Origin of the sequence: Anaeromyxobacter dehalogenans 2CP-C, from assembly GCF_000013385.1 — a bacterium.
GTDB classification, from domain to species: Bacteria; Myxococcota; Myxococcia; order Myxococcales; family Anaeromyxobacteraceae; genus Anaeromyxobacter; species Anaeromyxobacter dehalogenans_B.
Genome location: NC_007760.1, coordinates 1,067,307 through 1,085,755, shown reverse-complemented (window position 1 = coordinate 1,085,755; position 18,449 = coordinate 1,067,307). Strand labels below are relative to the sequence as shown.

The window sequence follows — 18,449 nt, the reverse complement described above, 5'->3', positions numbered from 1 at the left end:
GCTAGCGTCCGGTGAGCGCGCGCACCTGCGCGCGCGTGCGGCCCGGGAGGTTGGAGATGAGCGCGGCCGCGCCGAGCCCGGTGAGCCTCGCCACCTCCTCCGGCGCGTCCACGGTCCAGGCGTTCACCGCCAGGCCGCGCGCGCGCCAGGCCTCGGCGCGCGCGGGCGTCACGAGCGAAGCGTCGGGGTGGACGGCCGCGGCGCCGAGCAGGCGGGCGGCGAGCGCGGTGCGCAGCCGCCAGCGGTGTCCCGGCTCGAAGAGCAGCCCCACCGGCACCTCGGGCGCCGCCAGCCGGAACGCCGCCACCAGCCGGTAGTCGAACGACGAGGCGATCACCCTCCCCTCCGCCCCGGCGCGGCGCACGTCGCGCGCCACCGCCTCGGCCAGGCGCAGGTCCCGCCCGCGCGACTTCAGCTCGACGTTCACGACCGCCCCGGGGAGCGCCTCCAGGACCTCCGGCAGCGTGGGGATCCGCTCGCCGCGGAACCGCTCGCCCTTCCACGCGCCCACGTCGAGCGCGCGCAGCTCGGGGAGCGGCGTCGCGTCCACGCGGAAGCGTGGACCGGCCACCCGCCCGGTGTCCTCGTCGTGCACGACCACCACCTCGCCGGTCCGGCAGCGCCAGACGTCCAGCTCCACCCCGTCGGCGCCCTGCGCCAGGGCCAGGCGGAAGGCGGCCAGCGTGTTCTCGGGCGCGTCGGCGCTCGCGCCGCGGTGGCCGAGCACCAGCGGGCGGCCGGCTGCGCGCGGGGCCCTGCGGTTCGGGGTGGACATGCCGGGGTCGCGCTCCTGCGCCTCGCCGCCGCCGGGCGCCTTGCCGCCTGGCGCCCGGAGGGTCGCGCGACTATCCTAGCGCGCCGCACGCCGCGGGATGGCCGCGGCGCGCGCACGGAACCCCGGGATGACCGAGCTCCTCATCGTCGCCTTCGTCGCGCTGCTCGTCTTCGGCGCCACCCGGATCCCGGCGCTGGGGGACGCGCTGGGCCGGGCGGTGCGCGGGTTCCGGGGGGCCGTGCGCGGCGACCGCGGGCCCGGGGAGCCGCCCCGGCCCTGAGGCGCCGCGCGCTCAGCCGGCGCGCCCCGCCACGAGCCGCGCCGCCACCGCGCGCACCAGCGGGTGCAGCGCGCCGTCCCGCGCCACCTCCGCCACCTCGGCGCCGGGCAGCACCGCCAGCAGCTTCAGCGCCAGCTCCGTCTCGGCGTACGGGTTGCGCACCACCGCGAGCGCCACCGCGGTGCGCGTGCGCCAGCGCGGCGACTCGACCACGCACCGCAGCGTCTCGGGACGGCACGGGCGGCGGGCCGCGATCCGCACCACGAACGGCTCGGTGAGCTGCGGGTTGCGGAGCAGCTCGCGGACGACCGACGGCTCGCCCTCCGCCGCGAGCCGCGCGAGCAGGTCCGGATCGCGGTGCGCGCGCGCCAGCGCCTTCTTGTGGCCGAGGGTCAGGTGGGCGAGGCGCGCGTCGGCCTTGTCGCGCGGCGGGCGCCACGGCTTCCGGGGCGGCGGGGCCACCAGGAGCCCGGTGACCTCGGCGAGGCCGCGCTCGGCCGCGGCGGCGTACAGGTCGGCCCGCCAGGCGTAGGGCAGGTCGGGCTCGGGATCGCGCAGCGCCTGGGCGACCGCGGCCATGGCGCCCCGGGCCTCGCCCGCGCCGTGGCGCGCCAGCGCGGCGATCAGCTCCGCCGCCCGCGCCGGCTCGGTGGCGCCCAGCGCGCGGGCCGCGGCGCGGGCGCGGATGGGCCCCTCCTCCAGCGCGGCCAGCTGGCGGATCAGCGCGCGGGCGTCCGTCCCCGGCCCGGGCGCCGCGCCCGCGGTCATCGGGCGGCCGCCGCCACGCCGCCGGTCGCGGCCACGCGCACCGTGGCGCCGGCGAGGTCGTCCGGCGCGTCCGGCAGCACGACCAGGAACGGCAGGGACTCGCCGGGGCGGAGCTGGGCGGGCGCGCGCGCCGCGGCGGCGCGGACCACCGCCTCGAGCTCCGCGGGGCCTCCGGCGCCGTGGAGCTCCTCGGGCGTCGCGACGGCGCCGGCCGGCGCGGCGCCGCGCGCGATCACCTGGCCGTCGCGGACGAGCTCCACCTCCACGCGCGCGCGGGCCACCGGCGACGGCGCGCGCGAGACGACCTTGCCGCGCACGAACAGCACCGGGCCGCCGCGCGCGCGGTCGTAGAGCCCGCTGCGCACCTCGACCACCGAGAGCGGCCCGGCGGCCCGCTCCCCCAGGCCCACCGCGCCCAGCACCGACGAGGGCCGGAACGCGCCCGGCTCGAGCGGCGCGTCCCCGCGCCACGCCACCCGGAACGCGAGCGCCACCAGCAGGAGCGCGGCGAGCGCCGCGGCGTTCACCGCGACCGAGCGCAGCCGCCCGCCGCGCGGCCCCGCCGGCCGCGGGGCCTCGCGCGCCGGCACCTCCGCCGGCTCCGCGGGCGCGATCACCCTGGCGGGCGGGGGAGGCTCCGGCGGGAGCGGAGGCGGCGCCGCGAGCGGCCCGGACGGCTCCGTGGCGAGGGCCAGCGTCTCCTCGCCGCGATCGGCGAAGGAGAGCTCGTTCGGGCCCGCGTCCGCGCCCGGCGCCCAGGGCGCGGCCCGGGCGAACGGATCGTCCTCGATCGGCGCCTCGTCCAGACGCGCCGGCGCCGGCGTCGAGCGCTCCTCCAGCGCCAGGTCCGCGCCGGACAGCGGCCCGCCCGGCAGGCCGAGGTCCGGGCCGCCGGCGAGATCGAGGTCCATCGACGGGGGCGGCGGCGGCGCCTCGAGCGACGCGTCCGGCTCGGAGGGAGCGGCGAGCTCCAGGGCGAGGCCGGCCGGCAGCCCGGGGGCGGGCTCGGGCGGGAACGCGAGGTCGAGGCCGCCCGCCGGCGGCAGCGGCTCCGGCGCGAGCGCTGCCGGCGCGGGGAGCGGAGGTGGCGCGGCGGGAGCCGGGGCGGGCGCGTCGCCGAGCAGGTCGGAGAGATCGGTGAGCGGCAGCGCCGACGAGCCGCCCGGCGCGGCGCCGGGGGCGGGGGCGGCCAGGCCCGCGGGAAGCTCGGCGGCGGCGCGGCGGCGCGGCGACACGGACGCGGCGAACGGGTCGGCGGCGCCCGCGAGCGCCGCGGCGAACGGATCCCCGGCGTCGGCCGCCGCCGCGAACGGATCGGCCGGACCGTCGGCGAGCCCGGGCGGCGCCGGGAGATCACCGTGCGTGAACGCGAAGGGATCGGCGCCCTCGGGCCCCGGGAAGCCGGTGGGCGGCGTCTCGAGCGCGAACGGATCGGCGCGCGGCGCCCCCGGCTCGCCAGCGAACGGATCCGGGCCGAACGGCTCGGGTGCCCGGTCCACACCGGCCGGGCGAGGAGGCGCGAAGGGATCGGCGGCGAACGGGTCCGGCCCCGCCGCGAACGCGGGCTCCGCGAAGGGATCGGCCGGGCCGGGGAGCGCCGGGCCGGGCGGCGGGATGGACGCCGGGCGGGGCTCCGGCGGCGGAGCGGCCGGCGGCGCATCGGGCCGGCGGACCGCGAACACCGTCTTGCACCGCGAGCAGCGCACCTTGGCGCCGCGCGGTCCGATCTTGTCGTCGGCGATCCGGAACTTCGCCTGGCAGTGGGTGCAGTGGGCGATCATGCGGGGCGCCGGCAGGACGTTACACCGTCATGCCGCTTGACACCAAGCGCCAACCGCAGGAACAATGCCCGAAGTTTCGCACACTTACCGCCGCGGATGGAGCGATGAACGACCAGCACACCGAAGGTACGGACACCACCGCCGGCGTCGAGCCCAAGGTCATCAAGCGGTACACGAACCGGAAGCTCTACGACACGGTCGAGTCCCGGTACGTCACGCTCGACGAGATCGCCGAGATGATCAAGGGCGGTGCCGAGGTCAAGATCATCGACAACCGCACCAAGGAGGACCTCACCTCCATCACCCTCGCGCAGATCATCTTCGAGGAGGAGAAGAAGACCTCCAAGATGAGCCTCGAGACGCTCCGGGACCTCATCCGCCACGGCGGCGAGGTGGCCCAGCGGCTGGTGGTGGGGACCCAGGCCGAGCTCCGCGGGCGGGTCGAGGCGGTGCGGGCCGCGGCCGAGCAGCGGGTCCAGAACCTGATGGCGCGCAGCCAGGCCACCAGCGATCGCGCCAAGGAGCTCATGTCCGCCTCGCAGGAGGCGATGGCGTCGCTGCAGCGCCGGGTGGACGAGCGGGTGCGCGCGGCCGTGGACGGCGTGTCCAGCCTGTCCGAGGTGCGCCGGCAGCTCGACGAGATCACCACGCGGCTGCACGAGCTGGAGCGGAAGCTGGAGGAGTCCGCGCGCGAGGATCGCCCGCCGCCCCCGCCCCAGGAGCCGCCCGCGGCCCAGTAGCGCCCCCGGCCGGCGCTCCCGGCCCGCCTAGCCGAACAGCGCGGCGCGCATCGACAGCGAGCCCATGTCGAACCCGGTGATGGGGAACCGCACCGGGTCCGCGCCCGCCGCCCCCGCCGCGTAGAGCAGCGGCAGGTAGTGCTCGGGCGTGGGGTGCGCGCGCCGCCCGTCCGGGCTCCCGATCGCGTCCACCAGCCAGCGCGTGTCGTGCCGCTCCAGCGCGGCGGCCGCGTCCGCGTCGAAGCGGGCGGCCCACGCCGGCGGGGTGGCGTCGCCCCGGCGCAAGGCGGCGAAGGCGTGCCGCAGGTCGTGCACCAGGTTGCCGCTGCCCATCACCAGCACGCCCTCGTCGCGGAGCGGCGCGAGCGCCCGGCCCAGCGCGAGGTGGCCGGCCGCGTCCAGCTCCGCGTCGATGGAGAGCTGCACCACCGGCACGTCGGCCGCCGGGAACGCGTGCACGAGCACGCTCCAGGTGCCGTGGTCGAGGCCCCAGCCGTCCACCACGCGGGCGCCGTCCCCCGCGACCAGCGCCGCCGCGCGCCGCGCCAGCTCCGGAGCGCCCGGGGCCGGGTAGCGGACGCGGTACAGCGCGTCGGGGAAGCCGCCGAAGTCGTGGAGGGTCTCGGGCCGCTCCTGGCCGGTGAGGAGGCTGCCGGCGGTGACGAAGTGCGCGGACACCGCCAGGATGGCGCGCGGGCGCGGGAGCAGCGGCGCGAGGCCGCGGAACGCGCGGCTCCACCGGTTGTCCTCGACGGCGTTCATGGGCGAGCCGTGCCCCACGAACAGCACCGGCATGCGCCGCCCCGCTCCCTGCCGTTCCATCGCGCCTCCCTCCCGCGGCCTACGCCGCGTCGGCCTGCTTCGCGGCCTGCTTCACCGCCTCGAGCTCGATCGTGATCTCCACCTTCTCGCCCACCAGCACGCCGCCGGTCTCGAGCGCCGCGTTCCACGCCAGCCCGAACTCCTTGCGGTCGAGCGCGGTCTTCGCCGAGAAGCCGGCGCGCTCGTTGCCCCAGGGGTCCTTGCCGATGCCGGCGAACTCGGCGTCCAGCGTCACCTCGCGCGTCACGCCGTGCATCGTGAGGTCGCCCACCACGCGGTAGCCGCCGCCGGCCTTCTCGACGCGGCGCGAGCGGAACGTGAGCTCCGGGTACTTCGCGACGTCGAGGAAGTCCGCCGAGCGCAGGTGCGCGTCGCGGTCGGCGACCTGGGTGTCGATGGAGGCGGCGTCGATCTTCACGTCCACCTTCGCGGCGGTGAGGTCCTGCGGGTCGAGGTCCAGGGTGCCGGTCCACTTCGCGAACCGGCCGTGCACCTTCGAGATGACCATGTGGCGGACCCAGAAGTGGATGGCGGAGTGGGTGACGTCGACGGTCCAGGGGGTGGTGGCCATTTCGGATTCCTTTCGCTGCGTTCGTTTGACGGTTCCGCGTTCTCGCGGGTCGGCTCCTCGCTGACGGGAGGAATCTGATACCGTTCCGTCGGTGGCGCAATGCGCCGTCAGGGAAATGAGTGTTGCGTTGGAGGAACGATGGACCTCGACCTGCTCCGCGTGTTCGCCGCGGTGGCCCGCACCGCCAGCTTCTCCGCCGCCGCGCGCGAGCTCCGCATCCCGAAGTCGTCGGCGAGCCGCGCGGTGGCGCGGCTCGAGGAGGAGCTCGGGGTGCAGCTGCTGTTCCGCACCACGCGGCAGGTGTCGCTGAGCGCGGCCGGCACCGGGCTGTACGACCGGGTGGCGCCGCTGCTCCAGGGCCTCGAGAGCGCGCTCGGCGAGCTCCCGGAGCGCGAGGAGGAGCCCTCGGGGCTGCTGCGGGTCACCGCGCCGGTGGACATCGGCATCTTCTTCCTGGCCGAGCTCACCACGCGCTACACGCTCCGCTACCCGGCGGTCTCGGTGGAGCTCGACCTCAGCAACCGGCTGGTGGACCTGGTGGCGGAGGGCTTCGACGTCGCGCTGCGCGTCGCCCCCGGCCTGAAGGACTCGACGCTGGTGGCGAGGAAGGCCTCGCCCGTGCAGCTGCAGCTGTTCGCGTCGCCGCTCTACCTGGCGCGCCGCGGGACGCCGCGCGCCGAGACCGAGCTCGAGGCGCACGACTGGGTGACGTTCGGGACGCAGGCGCGCAAGCTGCGCCTCGAGGGGCCGCGCGGGACCGTCGAGGTGACGCCGCGCTCGCGGATCCTGTGCCCGGAGCTGCTGTTCGTGCGCGAGGCGATGCGGGCCGGCGCCGGCATCGGGCTGCTGCCCTCGTTCATGGCGGAGCAGGACCTGGCGGCCGGGACGCTGGTGCGCGTGCTGCCGCGCCTGGTCCGGACCGGCGGCAACCTGTACGTGGTGAGCCCCGCCTCGCGCCACGTCCCGCGCAAGGTGACCGCGTTCCGCGACCTGGTGCTGGAGCTCGTCAGGAGCCGGCCGCTCGGGCCGCCGCTGCCGTGACGCCGGCGGGGGCCGGCGCGCGCGCCAGCACCTCGTCGCCGATGGCGGCGAGCGCGGCCGCCCCGCTCGACCGCGGCGCGTGCTCGAACACGGTCCGGCCGTGGCTCTGGGCCTCGTCCACCTTCACCGACCAGCCCAGCACCGTCCGCGACAGCTCCCCCGGGAACCGCTCGCGCAGCTTCGCCAGGATCTCGTCGGCGAGCTGCGTCTTGCGGTAGAGCGTCGGCACCACCAGCGCGATGGCCGGCGCCGCGCCGCGCTCGGCGCGGAGGCGGTCCAGGCTCTGGACGATCTCGGCGCAGCCGTCGAGCGCGAGGTAGGTGAGCGCCACCGGCACCACCAGCTCGCGCGCCGCGCGCAGCACGTTGTCGGTCACGAGCGACAGCGAGGGCGGCGCGTCGATCAGCACCGCGTCGTACCGGCCCTCGCCCACCGTGGCGAGCCGGCGATCGAGCCGCTCGGCGCGGTCGGCCGCCGGCGCGACCGCCACCGGGAAGCCGGCCAGGTCCTTGTTGGCGGGCAGCAGGTCGAGGCCGGCCACGGCGGTGGGCCGGACCACCCGCTCGAGCGGCACCGCGTCGTCGAGCAGCCACTCGTGGACGGTGGGCGCCAGGCCGCGCACGTCCACGCCGAGCGACTTCCCCGCGTGGCCCTGGGTGTCGAGGTCGGCCACCAGCACGCGCAGCCCGCGCGCCGCGAGCCGCGCCGCCACGTGCACGCACAGCGTGGTCTTGCAGGTGCCGCCCTTCTCGTTGATGAACGCGATCCGCCGCATGCCGGCCACGTCCCCCCGCCGGCGCGCTACTCCGGACCGGGCCCGCCGCGGTCCGGGCCGCCGCGGTCCACGCGCTCGGAGAGCCCGTCGATCATCTGCTCGAGCTCCTCGAGCTTGCGCTTCAGCGCCGCCACGTCGTCCCGGGACGGGAGGTTGGCCGCGTGCAGCGCCTGCCGGACGCCGCGGTCGAACGTGCTCCGCGCCTGCAGCGCCGAGCTCACCAGCGACTGGAGCCCGCGCCCGGCCCGGTCGCTGGCGAGCAGCTTCCCGACCACCCGGCCCACCTGCTCCTCGCCGGCGGCGAGGGCGCGCTTCAGCACGGGATTCCGCAGCACGTCGTCGAGGATCATCGTGTGTGGACTTGTCCCTTTCCCCTCGATAGCTTGTCAAGCCCAGTGGCTTCCTTCGGCCTGCTCGACCGCCGCCTGCTCGTCGTGACCGGCAAGGGCGGCGTGGGCAAGACGACCGTCTGCGCCGCGCTCGCCCTGCTCGCCGCCCGCGCGGGCAAGCGCGTCCTGGTGTGCGAGGTGAACGCGACCCGCGAGCGGGTCGCCCCCCTGCTCGGCGCGCCTGCCTCGGGGCCCTTCGTCCGGGAGGCGCTGCCCGGGATCTTCACGACGAACGTGACGCCGCACGAGGCCATGCGCGAGTACGGCCTCATGGTCCTGAAGTTCCGGACCATCTACGAGGCGGTCTTCGAGAACCGGCTGGTGCGCTACTTCCTGCGCATGGTGCCGGGGCTCGCCGAGCTGGTGATGCTCGGCAAGGTGCTGCACGAGGTGCGCGCGGAGGAGGGCGGCCGGCCGCGCTGGGACCTGGTGCTGCTCGACGCGCCCGCCACCGGCCACGCCGTCCAGCTCCTGCGCGTCCCGTCCGCGCTGGTGGACACCGTGCCGGCCGGCCCGCTGCGCCACGACGCGGAGTGGATGCAGGCGCTGCTGGTGGACCCGGCGCGCACCGGCGTGGCGCTGGTCACGCTGCCGGAGGAGATGCCGGTCAACGAGGTCATCGAGCTCGACGGGCTGGTGCGCGGCGAGCTGGGCATGGCGGTGGCCGCGCTGGTGGTGAACGCCATGCCGCCGGCGCGCTTCGACGCGGGCGAGGCCGCGGAGCTGGCCCGCCTCGCCGCGGCCCCGCCGCCGCTCGGGCCCGCCGCCGAGGCCGGGCGGATCCAGGCGCTGCGCGCCGAGGCCGCCGGGCGGTACCTGGTGCGCGCCCGCGCCGCGCTCGACCTGCCCACCACCGTGCTGCCGCTGCTGCCGGTCGCGGAGTGGGGGCCGGCGGCGGTGGAGGAGATCGCGGCGGCGCTCGCGGCCGCGCCGCCCGCGGAGGGGCGCCCGTGACCACCGTGCGCGAGAGCCTGGGCGGCCGCCGCGTGGCGGTGTGCGTCGGCGCCGGCGGGGTGGGCAAGACCACCGCCGCGGCGGCGCTGGCGCTCTCGCGCGCGCTGGAGGGCGGGAAGGTGCTGGTGTGCACCATCGACCCGGCCCGGCGGCTCGCGAACGCGCTCGGGCTGGCCACGCTCGGCAACGTCGAGTCGCGCGTCCCCGAGCACAAGCTCGCCGAGGCCGGGCTGCGGCCGCGCGGCGAGCTGTGGGCCATGATGCTCGACGTGAAGCGCACCTGGGACGACCTGGTGGCGCGCCACGCGCCGGACCCGGCCCGCCGCGACCGCATCCTGCGGAACCGGCTGTACCAGCAGATGTCCGCCGCGCTGGCCGGGTCGCAGGAGTACATGGCGATGGAGAAGCTCTACGAGCTCTCCACCGACCGCGACTACGACCTCATCGTGCTCGACACCCCGCCCACCGCGCACGCGCTCGACTTCCTGGACGCGCCGGACCGGATCCTCGACTTCCTGGGCAACGAGACCGCCCGCGCGCTGCTCGCGCCGGCGCTCGGGGCGGGCCGGTTCGGGCTCCGGCTGGCCCAGCTCGGCGGCGGCTACGTGGCGAAGACGCTGGCGCGCTTCACCGGCCAGCAGGTCCTGTCCGACCTGGGCGACTTCCTGCAGGGCTTCCAGGGCATGTACGACGGCTTCAAGGAGCGCGCCGGCGAGGTGCGCGCCATGCTCGCCCGGCCCGAGACCGGGTTCGTGCTGGTGGCGTCCCCGGCGGCCGCGGCCATCGAGGAGGCGCTGGCCTTCCACGAGCGCCTTCACGCGGAGTCGATGCCGGTGGCGGGGCTGGTGGTGAACCGGCTCACCCCGGACCTGTGGCCGGCGGCGACGCCGCTGCCGCGCGCCGCCGAGCTGGCCGCGCCGCTCGCCGCCGCCGCGGCGAGCGCGCCCGACCTGGGGGCGCGGCTCGCGGCCACCCTGGCCGAGCACCAGGCGATGGCGGCCGCGGAGCGGCGCTCGCTCGCCGGGCTCCTCGCCCGGATCGGCGCGGCGCACGCGCTGGTGCCCCGCCTCGAGGGCGACGTGCACGACCTGGCGGGCCTGGCCCGGATGGCGGACCGGCTGTGACGGCGGCGCGCGGCCGCGTGCGATACACTGTCCCGGATGCGCCTGCCCGAGCTCGAGGTCGAGACCCACGCCGCGCGCGAGCTGGTGGAGATCACCGCCGAGGTGCGCCGCGCCGTGGCCGCCGCCGGCCTGCGCGAGGGCCTGCTGCTCGTCTACTGCCCGCACACCACCGCGGGGATCACCATCCAGGAGAACGCCGACCCCGACGTGCGGCGCGACCTCCTGCTCGCGCTCGAGAACGCGATCCCGGACGCGCCGGCGCGCGGGCGCTACCGGCACGCCGAGGGCAACAGCCCGGCCCACGTGATGGCCTCGCTGGTCGGGTCCTCCGCCGCGGTGATCGTGCGCGACGGCGCCCCGCTCCTCGGGACCTGGCAGGGCGTGTACCTGTGCGAGTTCGACGGGCCGCGGCGGCGCACGGTGCACCTCCAGGCGGTGGCCTCGTGACGCGCCGCCTCGCCGCGCTCGCGCTGGCCCTCGCGGCGGCCTGCGCGGGCGCGCGCCGCACCGCGCCTCCGGCCGAGCAGGTCGCGTTCGCGCCGGGCGAGCCGGTGCCCGGCGCGGCCGAGCGCGACCTCGCCGGGAAGAACGCCGAGGAGCTGGCCGCCGTCGGCGCGGCCGCGTCGCAGGCGGGCGACTTCGAGCGCGCCGCCGCGGCCTGGGCGCGCCTCGCCGACGCCTGGCCCGCCTCGCCGCGCGCGCCGGAGGCGCGGCTCCGCGCCGGGCTCGCCTACCAGCGCGCCGGCGCGTGGCGCCTCGCGCTGGAGCGCTTCCGCGCGCGCGCCGCCGGGCCGGGCGACGCGGCCGGCGCGCTCGAGGCCGAGTTCGGCGCGGCCGAGTGCCGGTACCACCTCGGCGAGCTGGACGAGGCCGCCGCCGCGCTGGCGGCGCTGGCCGGGCGGCCGGGGCTGGAGCCGGCGGCGCGGGTCCGGGCGCTGGCGCTGCGCGGGGTGGTGGAGCGCGACGCGGGGCGCGAGGGCGAGGCGGAGCGGTCGCTGCGGCTCGCGGTGGCCGGCTTCGAGGAGGCCTCGGCGGCGGAGCGGCTCGAGCCGTACTTCGCGGCGCAGGCGCAGTACTACCTCGGCGAGCTGTACCGCGACCGCGTCGCCGCCATCCGGCTCGACCCCTCCACCGGCGACGCGGACGCGCTGCACGGCGCGCTGGAGCGGAAGTCGGAGGCGCTGCTGTCCGCCCAGGGCGAGTACCTCCGCGCCATCCGCCTGGGCGACGCCCGCTGGGCCGTGGCGGCCGGCGCGCGGGTCGGCGAGCTGTACGACGGGCTGCGCCGCGAGCTGCTCGCGGCGCCGCTCCCGCCCGGCCTGGACGCGGCGCGGGCCGAGGCCTACCGGGCCGAGCTGCGCGGGCAGGTCGCCGTGCTGGCGTCGAAGGCGGCGAGCGCCTACGAGCAGACGCTGGACTGGGCGCGGCGCGCCGGCGTGGACGACCCGGCGCTGCTCGACGGCGCGCGCGAGGCGCTCTCGCGGCTCGAGCAGGCGGCCGCCGACGGGCCCGCCGCGCCCGCGCGCTGACGCCTAGGTCCGCGGCGGCTCGCCGCCGTACATCGCGTCGATCTCGGCGCGGAAGTGCTGCTCGACCACCTTCCGCTTCACCTTCTGCGACGGGGTGACCTCCCCCTCCGCCTCGGAGAGCTCGCGCGGCAGGATCGCGAACTTCTTCACGGTGGCGAAGCGGGGCAGCCCGGCGTTCAGCCGGTCCACGTGCCGCTGCAGCAGCTCCTGCACCTCCGGGAGCCGCGCCAGCGCCGACACCGGCTCGCCGGCGTGGCCGTGCTCGGCCGCCCACTTGCCGATCGCGTCGGCGTCGAGGGTGACGAGCGCGGTCACGAAGTTGCGCCGGTCACCGTGGACCAGCACCTGCGAGACGAACGGCGAGATGGCCTTCAGCTTGGACTCGAGCTCGGCCGGCGCCACGTACTTCCCGCCGGAGGTCTTGATGAGGTCCTTCTTCCGGTCGGTGATGGACAGGAAGCCGTCCGCGTCCACGAACCCGACGTCGCCGGTGTGCAGCCACCCGTCCGCGTCGAGCGCCTCGGCGGTCTGCTCGGGCAGGCCGCGGTAGCCGCGCATGATCCACGGGCCGCGCATCAGGATCTCGCCGTCCTCGGCGATGCGCACCTCGATGCCCGGGAACGCGGGGCCCACCGAGCCGATCTTCCGCTTCGAGGGCAGGTTCGCGTGCGTCGCCGCGGACGACTCGGTCAGCCCGTAGCCCTCGAGGATCACGACGCCCATCGCGTCGAAGAACTCGGCGATGTCGCGGGAGAGCGGCGCGGAGCCGGACACGAAGAAGCGCAGGCGCCCGCCGAACAGCTCGCGCACCTTGTGGAACACCAGCCGGTCCGCCACCGCGAGCTGCGCCTGGAGCACCGTCCCGAGCGGACGGCCGGCCCGCCGCGCGCGCGACGCCTCCAGCCCGACGTCGATGGCCCACCGGAAGATGGCCGCCTTGACCGCGCCGCCGTCGCGGGCGTTCGAGAGGATCTTGTTGTGGACCTTCTCGAAGATCCGCGGCACCGCGCACACGAAGGTCGGGCGCACCACCCCGAGGTTCTCGACGATCCGGTCCACCCGGCCGTCCACCGCGGTGGGGAAGCCGATCCGGAGCTGGGCGGTGCCGATCATCTTCCCGAACGAGTGCGCGAGCGGGAGCCAGAAGAACTGCACCGCGTCCTGGTGGTCGAGGATGCCCGAGGCCTGGACCGACGCCGACTGCGAGACCCAGCAGGCGTGCGTGAGCTCGACGCCCTTGGGCACGCCGGTCGTGCCGGAGGTGTAGAGCAGCGTGGCGAGCGCGTCGGGGCGCACCGAGGCGGCCGTCTCCTCGAAGGCGCCGGGGTGCTCCGCGTCCCAGGCGCGCCCGCGCGCCTCCAGGTCGGCGAGCGTCGTCACCCAGCCGTCCGCGCTGCCCTCGCCGTCGAACACCACCACGTGCCGGAGCGCCGGCATCCGGGCCCGGCGCGAGGCCAGCTTCGCGACCTGCAGGGCGTCCTCCGCGAACGCCACCACCGTGCCCGAGTCGGAGAGGATGTACGCGCACTCGTCCGCCGTGGAGGACGGGTAGATGGTGCTCGTGGCCGCGCCGGCGCAGAGGATCCCGAAGTCGGCGAGCACCCACTCGATGCGCGTCCCCGACAGGATCGCGCAGACCTGCTCCGACTCGACGCCCAGCGCCCGGAGGCCCCCGGAGATCGCGCGCACCCGCGCCTCGGTCTGCGCCCAGGTCAGGCTGCGCCAGTCCGCGCCGGCCGGGTGGCGGAACGCCTCGGCGTCCGGCGTGAGGCCGACGCGCTCGAGGAAGAGCTCGGGGACGTTGCGGGGCTGGGTGTCGGGCAAGGGCTGGGTCCTCCGGTCGCTTCGTTTGCGGCGCGAATGTAGACCGATCCGGGCCGGGCGGCGAATGGCAGGACGGGCCGGCGCGCCGGGCGCCCAACCGTCGTCCGCTATAACGGACCGACAGCCCTGCGCGCCGCTCCATCGCTGCGTTCCTCCCGGCCGGCTTGACATCCCGCGCATCCGTTTCTTAGGATGACCATCCAACTCAACGGACCGCCCCGCCCAGAGGAACGCATGGCCATCCCCCCGAACAGGAAGCTCCGCTTCGAGACGCTGCAGGTCCACGCCGGCCAGGAGCCCGCGCCGGGCACGAACGCCCGCGCCGTGCCCATCTACCAGACGTCGTCCTACACGTTCGACTCCGCGGAGCACGGCGCGAACCTGTTCGCGCTGAAGGAGTTCGGGAACATCTACACGCGGATCATGAACCCGACCACCGACGTGTTCGAGAAGCGCATCGCCGCGCTCGAGGGCGGCGTCGCCGCGCTCGCCACGTCCTCGGGCCAGGCCGCGCAGTTCCTCGCCATCGCGAACCTGGCGCAGGCGGGCGACAACGTGGTCTCGGCCAGCAACCTCTACGGCGGCACGTACAACCAGTTCAAGGTCACCCTTCCCCGGCTCGGCATCGACGTGAAGCTGGTCGAGGGCGCCGAGGTGGACGCCATCCGCGAGGCGATCGACGGAAAGACCAAGGCGGTCTACGTCGAGTCCATCGGCAACCCCGCCGGCAACGTCCCCGACTTCGAGGCGCTCGCCGCGCTCGCGCACGACAACGGCATCCCGCTGCTGGTGGACAACACCTTCGGCGCCGGCGGCTACTTCTGCCGGCCCATCGAGTGGGGCGCCGACGTGGTGGTGGAGTCCGCCACCAAGTGGATCGGCGGCCACGGCACCTCGATCGGCGGCGTGATCGTGGACTCGGGCAAGTTCGACTGGGCGAAGAGCGGCAAGTTCCCGTTCTTCACCGAGCCGTCCCCCGGCTACCACGGCCTGGTGTTCAACGACGTGTTCGGCCCGAAGGGCCCGTTCGGCAACATCCAGTTCGTCCTGCGCGCCCGGGTGGAGGGGCTGCGCGACCTCGGCCCGACGCTCTCGCCGTTCAACGCGTTCCTGCTGCTCCAGGGCGTCGAGACGCTCTCCCTGCGCGTGCAGCGCATCGGCGAGAACACGCTCGCCCTGGCGCGCTGGCTCCAGGGCCACCCCGACGTCGCCTGGGTGAACTACACCGGCCTGGAGGCGCACCCGTTCCACCAGCGGGCCCGCAAGTACCTGCGGAACGGCTTCGGCGGCGTCTTCACGTTCGGCGTGAAGGGCGGCTACCAGGCGGGGAAGACGTTCATCGACTCGGTGAAGCTCGCCTCGCACCTCGCGAACGTGGGCGACGCGAAGACGCTGGTGATCCACCCGGCCTCGACCACCCACCAGCAGCTCTCCGACGCCGAGCAGGCGGCGTCCGGGGTGACGCCGGACCAGATCCGCGTCTCGCTCGGCATCGAGCACATCGAGGACATCAAGGAGGACTTCGACGAGGCCCTCCGCGCCACGCGGCGGTAGCCCCTCCTCCCGCCGCGCAGCGCCCCGGCCCCTCCTGCCCTGCGGCGGGAGGGGCCGTTCCGTCCGCGGCGCCACGCCGCGCCGCCGGCCGCGCCGGCCTTCCCCGCCCCGGCCGCCACGCGCTAGGCTCGCGGCGCATGCGCCTCCTCACCCTGGGGATCACCGGCCGGACCACCCTGCTCCTGCTGCTGGTGGCGGCCGCGGTGTCCGTCGTGGCGGGCGCCGCGCTGCGGCGCGAGGAGGCGCAGGCCGAGCGCGCGCTCCTCGAGGCGCGCGCCGGCGCGATCGCCGAGGCGCTGGAGCACTCGCTCACCGAGGCGATGACCGAGCACCGGCCGGACACCATGGCCGCGATCCTCGGCGCGGTGGGCCGCGCCGGGGGCGTGGCCGGCGTGGCGCTCGCCGACGCGCAGGGCCGCGTGCGGCTGCGGGCCGGCGAGGGGCCGGAGCGGCTCGGGCTCGGCCCGTCCCTGCGCTGGACCGACGCGCGGCTCACGGTGACGCGCCCGGTGGAGAACGCCGCGTCGTGCCGCGGCTGCCACGGCGAGCAGGCGGTGAACGGGGCGCTGCACGTGTCGCTCGACGTGAGCGGCCTCGGCCCGCGCCTGGCCGCGTCCACCGTGCGGATGGCGGCGCTGGTGGGGCTGGCGCTCGCCGCCGTGTCGCTGGCGGTGGTGCTGGTGCTCCGCACCACGCTGGTGGCGCCGCTGCGGCACCTCTCGCGCTTCGCCGAGGCGCTCGGGCGCGGCGACCTCGCGGCCCGGCCGCCCGACGCGCCCGGCGAGGCGGGGGCGCTGGCCGGGGCGCTCCGGCGCATGGCCGAGGAGGTGCAGCGCACCCACGCCGAGCTGGAGTCGCGGGTGCAGGAGCGGACCGCGAAGCTGGCGGAGGCGCTGGACGAGGCCACCGCCGCGCGCGAGGCCCGGGCCGCCGACCTGCAGCGGCTCCAGGCGATCCTGGACTCGATGGTGGACGGGGTCATCTTCATCGACGCCGAGGACCGCGTGGCGCTCGTGAACAAGGCGGGGCGGGCGCTCCGGAACCTGACCGACGGCGCCGGCCGCCCGATCAAGGACTGCCACCCGAAGGCCAGCCACGGGATGCTCGACCGCGTGCTCGGGTACCTGCGCCGCGGCGACGACGCCGGCCCGGCCCACTCGATCATCAAGGAGCGGGAGGGGCGCTTCGAGACCACCTACGCGCCGGTGGCCGGCGCGGGCGGCGGCTACCTGGGCACGGTCATGGTGATCCGCGACATCACCGAGCGGCGCACGCTGGAGCGGCGGCTGCTCGACGCCGAGCGGCTCTCGGGCCTGGGCCAGATGTCGGCGCAGGTCGCGCACGAGCTGCGCAACCCGCTGAACGCGATCGACGGCGCGGCCCAGTACCTGCGCCGGCGCTTCGAGGGCGACGCCGAGGTGGCCGAGTACTCCGGGCTCATCGGCGACGAGGTCCAGCGGGTGAACCGCTTCATCTCCGAGCTGCTGGAGATCTCGCGGCCGGCCGAGCCGCACCTCGCGCCGGTGGCGGTGAACCGGCTGCTCAAGGAGGCCGCCCAGAAGGCGGCGCTGGCCCGCGGGCTGCCCGCGGGCGCGGTGCGGCTCGAGCTGGCCCCGGACCTGCCGGTGCTCGACGTGGACGCGCCCATGGTCACCGACGCGCTGGTCAACCTGCTCGCCAACGCGTTCGACGCCGGCGGGGCGGAGCCGCCCACGCTGGTGAGCCGCTTCGAGGCGTCCGGCGGCGAGGGCACCATCGTGGTGGAGGTGCAGGACCGCGGCTGCGGCATCCCGGCGGATCAGCTGGACGAGGTGCTCCGGCCGTTCGTCACCACCAAGGCGACCGGCACCGGGCTCGGCCTGGTGGTGGTCACGCGGGCGGTGGAGCAGCACCGGGCCCGGTTCGCGCTCCGCCGGCGCGAGGGCGGCGGGACCGTGGCCGCGATCCGCTTCCCGGTGCGGCGGCTGGTCGAGGCCGCGGCCGGGTCGGAGGTGGACGCGTGAGCACGGGCGGCGAGGGGCTGGTCCTGGTGGTGGACGACGATCCCGGGACTCGCAAGGTCGCGCGCGCGAACCTGTCGCTGGAGGGCTTCGAGGTGCTGGTCGCCTCCTCCGGCGCGGAGGCGCTCGCGCGCCTGGCGGAGTCCGACCCGCTCGCCATGGTCTCGGACCTGAAGATGCCGGACCTGGACGGCATCGCGCTCATGGAGCGGGTCCACGCGCTGCGCCCCTCGCTGCCGGTCGTGCTGGTCACCGCGCACGCCACGGTCGAGACGGCCGTGGAGGCGATGCGCAAGGGCGCGCTCCACTACCTCACCAAGCCGCTCCGCTTCGACGAGCTGGCGCTGGTGCTGCGCCACGCGGTGGCGCACGAGCGGGCCCGGCGCGACGTCCTGCGCCTGCGGGGCGAGCTGGAGCGGGCCGCCGGGTTCGAGGAGATCGTGGGCACCGCGCCGGCCATGCGCGAGGTGTTCGCGATGGTGGAGCAGGTGGCGCCGGCCGACGCGACCGTGCTCCTGCGCGGCGAGACCGGCACCGGCAAGGAGCTGGTGGCGCGCGCCATCCACCGCCGCTCGCCGCGGCGCGACAGGCCCTTCGTGGCGGTGAACTGCACCGCCATCCCGAAGGACCTGATGGAGAGCGAGTTCTTCGGCCACGAGAAGGGCGCGTTCACCGGCGCGGTGGCGCGCCGGGTCGGGCGCTTCGAGCAGGCGGACGGGTCCACGCTGTTCCTCGACGAGGTGGGCGACCTCGACCTCGCCATCCAGGCGAAGCTGCTGCGCGTGCTGCAGAAGCAGGAGATCACGCGCGTCGGCGCGCGCGATCCCATCAAGGTGGACGTCCGCATCGTGGCCGCCACCAACCGCGACCTGGAGGCCCTGGTGCACGAGGGGCGCTTCCGCGACGACCTCTTCTACCGGCTGAACGTGATCCCGCTGCGCCTGCCGCCGCTGCGCGAGCGGCCGCAGGACCTGCCCGCCCTGCTCGAGCACTTCCTGCGCTCGTTCGCGCAGCGCTACGGCCGCACCGCGCCGGTGCCGCCGCCGGACCTGCTCGCCGCGGCGCGCGCCTACCCGTGGCCGGGCAACGTGCGCGAGCTGCGCAACCTCTGCGAGCGCGCGGTGCTGATGGGGTGGGCGGCGGTCGCGCCCATCCTCGGGGCCGGCGTCGCCCCGCGGCCGGACGCCGGCGTCCCGGTGGACACCTCGCTCCCGCTGCTCGAGGCCCGGCAGCGCCTGGTCGAGCGCTTCGAGCGCGAGTACCTCACGCGCCTGCTCAAGGAGCGGCGCGGGCGCATCGGCGAGGTGGCCCGCGCGGCCGGCATCGCGGAGCGGAACCTGTACGAGAAGATGAAGGCGTACGGGCTGAGCCGAGACGACTACCGGTAGCCGTCCGGCGCGCGGGTGCCGAAAGCTCGCATTCACGCTCCGTGCACTCGGCGGCGCCGGCCGCGGCCATTTCTCCCGCGAGTCCGGGCCCCTCTGGCCGCGGCGCAAACTTCGCGGGCGGGTGGGTGAAATCA

General features: G+C 76.3%; 18 protein-coding genes. 10 read left to right on the top strand and 8 right to left on the bottom strand.

Annotation, left to right across the window (positions count from 1 at the left end; genetic code table 11):
- Position 1 precedes the first annotated feature (1 nt).
- Positions 2-775, bottom strand: a complete 774-nt coding sequence (locus ADEH_RS04805) for a glycerophosphodiester phosphodiesterase (protein ID WP_011419995.1) — start codon at positions 773-775, stop codon at positions 2-4.
- Positions 776-902: 127 nt separating this feature from the next.
- Between ADEH_RS04805 and ADEH_RS04800 the strand changes: the two genes are divergently transcribed.
- Positions 903-1,055 carry a Sec-independent protein translocase subunit TatA/TatB gene (locus ADEH_RS04800; RefSeq protein ID WP_041453816.1) on the top strand — a complete coding sequence of 51 codons (153 nt, stop codon included), beginning with the start codon at positions 903-905 and terminating at the stop codon, positions 1,053-1,055.
- A 12-nt stretch (positions 1,056-1,067) separates the two neighbouring features.
- Here ADEH_RS04800 and ADEH_RS04795 read toward each other — a convergent pair whose 3' ends face one another.
- Positions 1,068-1,823 carry a hypothetical protein gene (locus ADEH_RS04795; protein ID WP_011419994.1) on the bottom strand — a complete coding sequence of 252 codons (756 nt, stop codon included), beginning with the start codon at positions 1,821-1,823 and terminating at the stop codon, positions 1,068-1,070.
- The gene (locus ADEH_RS23660; protein ID WP_011419993.1) at positions 1,820-3,604 is read right to left on the bottom strand and encodes a zinc-ribbon domain-containing protein; all 1,785 of its coding nucleotides are present in this window, start codon (positions 3,602-3,604) and stop codon (positions 1,820-1,822) included. The genes ADEH_RS04795 and ADEH_RS23660 overlap by 4 nt, the downstream gene beginning before the upstream one ends.
- A gap of 104 nt (positions 3,605-3,708) precedes the next feature.
- On the opposite strand from ADEH_RS23660, the gene ADEH_RS04785 reads away from it, so the two are divergent.
- Positions 3,709-4,344: a polyhydroxyalkanoate synthesis regulator DNA-binding domain-containing protein gene (locus ADEH_RS04785; protein WP_041453325.1), complete on the top strand. Its 636-nt coding sequence runs from the start codon at positions 3,709-3,711 to the stop codon at positions 4,342-4,344.
- A 27-nt stretch (positions 4,345-4,371) separates the two neighbouring features.
- Here the strand turns inward: ADEH_RS04785 and ygiD are convergent, their stop codons facing one another.
- Both ygiD and ADEH_RS04775 read right to left on the bottom strand, forming a co-directional pair.
- Complete coding sequence (gene ygiD / locus ADEH_RS04780) at positions 4,372-5,166, bottom strand: 4,5-DOPA dioxygenase extradiol (protein ID WP_011419991.1); 795 nt, start codon at positions 5,164-5,166, stop codon at positions 4,372-4,374.
- Positions 5,167-5,185: 19 nt separating this feature from the next.
- Entirely contained in the window at positions 5,186-5,737 is a 552-nt protein-coding gene (locus ADEH_RS04775; RefSeq protein WP_011419990.1) for a YceI family protein, read from the bottom strand.
- A gap of 138 nt (positions 5,738-5,875) precedes the next feature.
- On the opposite strand from ADEH_RS04775, the gene ADEH_RS04770 reads away from it, so the two are divergent.
- Positions 5,876-6,778, top strand: a complete 903-nt coding sequence (locus tag ADEH_RS04770) for a LysR family transcriptional regulator (RefSeq protein ID WP_011419989.1) — start codon at positions 5,876-5,878, stop codon at positions 6,776-6,778.
- Here ADEH_RS04770 and ADEH_RS04765 read toward each other — a convergent pair.
- Both ADEH_RS04765 and ADEH_RS04760 read right to left on the bottom strand, forming a co-directional pair.
- Positions 6,744-7,553 carry a ParA family protein gene (locus ADEH_RS04765; protein ID WP_011419988.1) on the bottom strand — a complete coding sequence of 270 codons (810 nt, stop codon included), beginning with the start codon at positions 7,551-7,553 and terminating at the stop codon, positions 6,744-6,746. The two genes, ADEH_RS04770 and ADEH_RS04765, sit on opposite strands and share 35 nt — an antisense overlap.
- 26 nt (positions 7,554-7,579) lie before the next feature.
- Positions 7,580-7,903, bottom strand: a complete 324-nt coding sequence (locus tag ADEH_RS04760) for a hypothetical protein (protein WP_041453324.1) — start codon at positions 7,901-7,903, stop codon at positions 7,580-7,582.
- Between the two features lie 45 nt (positions 7,904-7,948).
- Here ADEH_RS04760 and ADEH_RS04755 point away from each other — a divergent pair, with 45 nt between their 5' ends.
- The 4 genes from ADEH_RS04755 to ADEH_RS04740 are packed head-to-tail and all read left to right on the top strand — an operon-like array spanning position 7,949 to position 11,549.
- On the top strand, positions 7,949-8,896 hold the full coding sequence (locus ADEH_RS04755; RefSeq protein WP_041453323.1) for an ArsA family ATPase: 948 nt from the start codon (positions 7,949-7,951) through the stop codon (positions 8,894-8,896).
- Positions 8,893-10,020, top strand: coding sequence for an ArsA family ATPase (locus ADEH_RS04750; protein ID WP_011419986.1), 1,128 nt, complete (start codon positions 8,893-8,895; stop codon positions 10,018-10,020). The genes ADEH_RS04755 and ADEH_RS04750 overlap by 4 nt, the downstream gene beginning before the upstream one ends.
- A 36-nt stretch (positions 10,021-10,056) precedes the next feature.
- Complete coding sequence (locus ADEH_RS04745) at positions 10,057-10,467, top strand: secondary thiamine-phosphate synthase enzyme YjbQ (protein ID WP_011419985.1); 411 nt, start codon at positions 10,057-10,059, stop codon at positions 10,465-10,467.
- Complete coding sequence (locus ADEH_RS04740) at positions 10,464-11,549, top strand: hypothetical protein (protein WP_011419984.1); 1,086 nt, start codon at positions 10,464-10,466, stop codon at positions 11,547-11,549. Before ADEH_RS04745 ends, ADEH_RS04740 begins: the two co-directional genes overlap by 4 nt.
- A gap of 3 nt (positions 11,550-11,552) precedes the next feature.
- Here ADEH_RS04740 and ADEH_RS04735 read toward each other — a convergent pair whose 3' ends face one another.
- Positions 11,553-13,373 carry an AMP-dependent synthetase/ligase gene (locus tag ADEH_RS04735; RefSeq protein ID WP_011419983.1) on the bottom strand — a complete coding sequence of 607 codons (1,821 nt, stop codon included), beginning with the start codon at positions 13,371-13,373 and terminating at the stop codon, positions 11,553-11,555.
- Positions 13,374-13,607: 234 nt separating this feature from the next.
- Between ADEH_RS04735 and ADEH_RS04730 the strand changes: the two genes are divergently transcribed.
- From ADEH_RS04730 to ADEH_RS04720, 3 genes are all read left to right on the top strand, one after another.
- Positions 13,608-14,927: an O-acetylhomoserine aminocarboxypropyltransferase/cysteine synthase family protein gene (locus tag ADEH_RS04730; RefSeq protein WP_011419982.1), complete on the top strand. Its 1,320-nt coding sequence runs from the start codon at positions 13,608-13,610 to the stop codon at positions 14,925-14,927.
- 137 nt (positions 14,928-15,064) lie between these two features.
- Positions 15,065-16,930 carry a sensor histidine kinase gene (locus ADEH_RS04725; RefSeq protein WP_011419981.1) on the top strand — a complete coding sequence of 622 codons (1,866 nt, stop codon included), beginning with the start codon at positions 15,065-15,067 and terminating at the stop codon, positions 16,928-16,930.
- On the top strand, positions 16,927-18,315 hold the full coding sequence (locus tag ADEH_RS04720; protein WP_011419980.1) for a sigma-54-dependent transcriptional regulator: 1,389 nt from the start codon (positions 16,927-16,929) through the stop codon (positions 18,313-18,315). Before ADEH_RS04725 ends, ADEH_RS04720 begins: the two co-directional genes overlap by 4 nt.
- Positions 18,316-18,449: the final 134 nt, after the last annotated feature.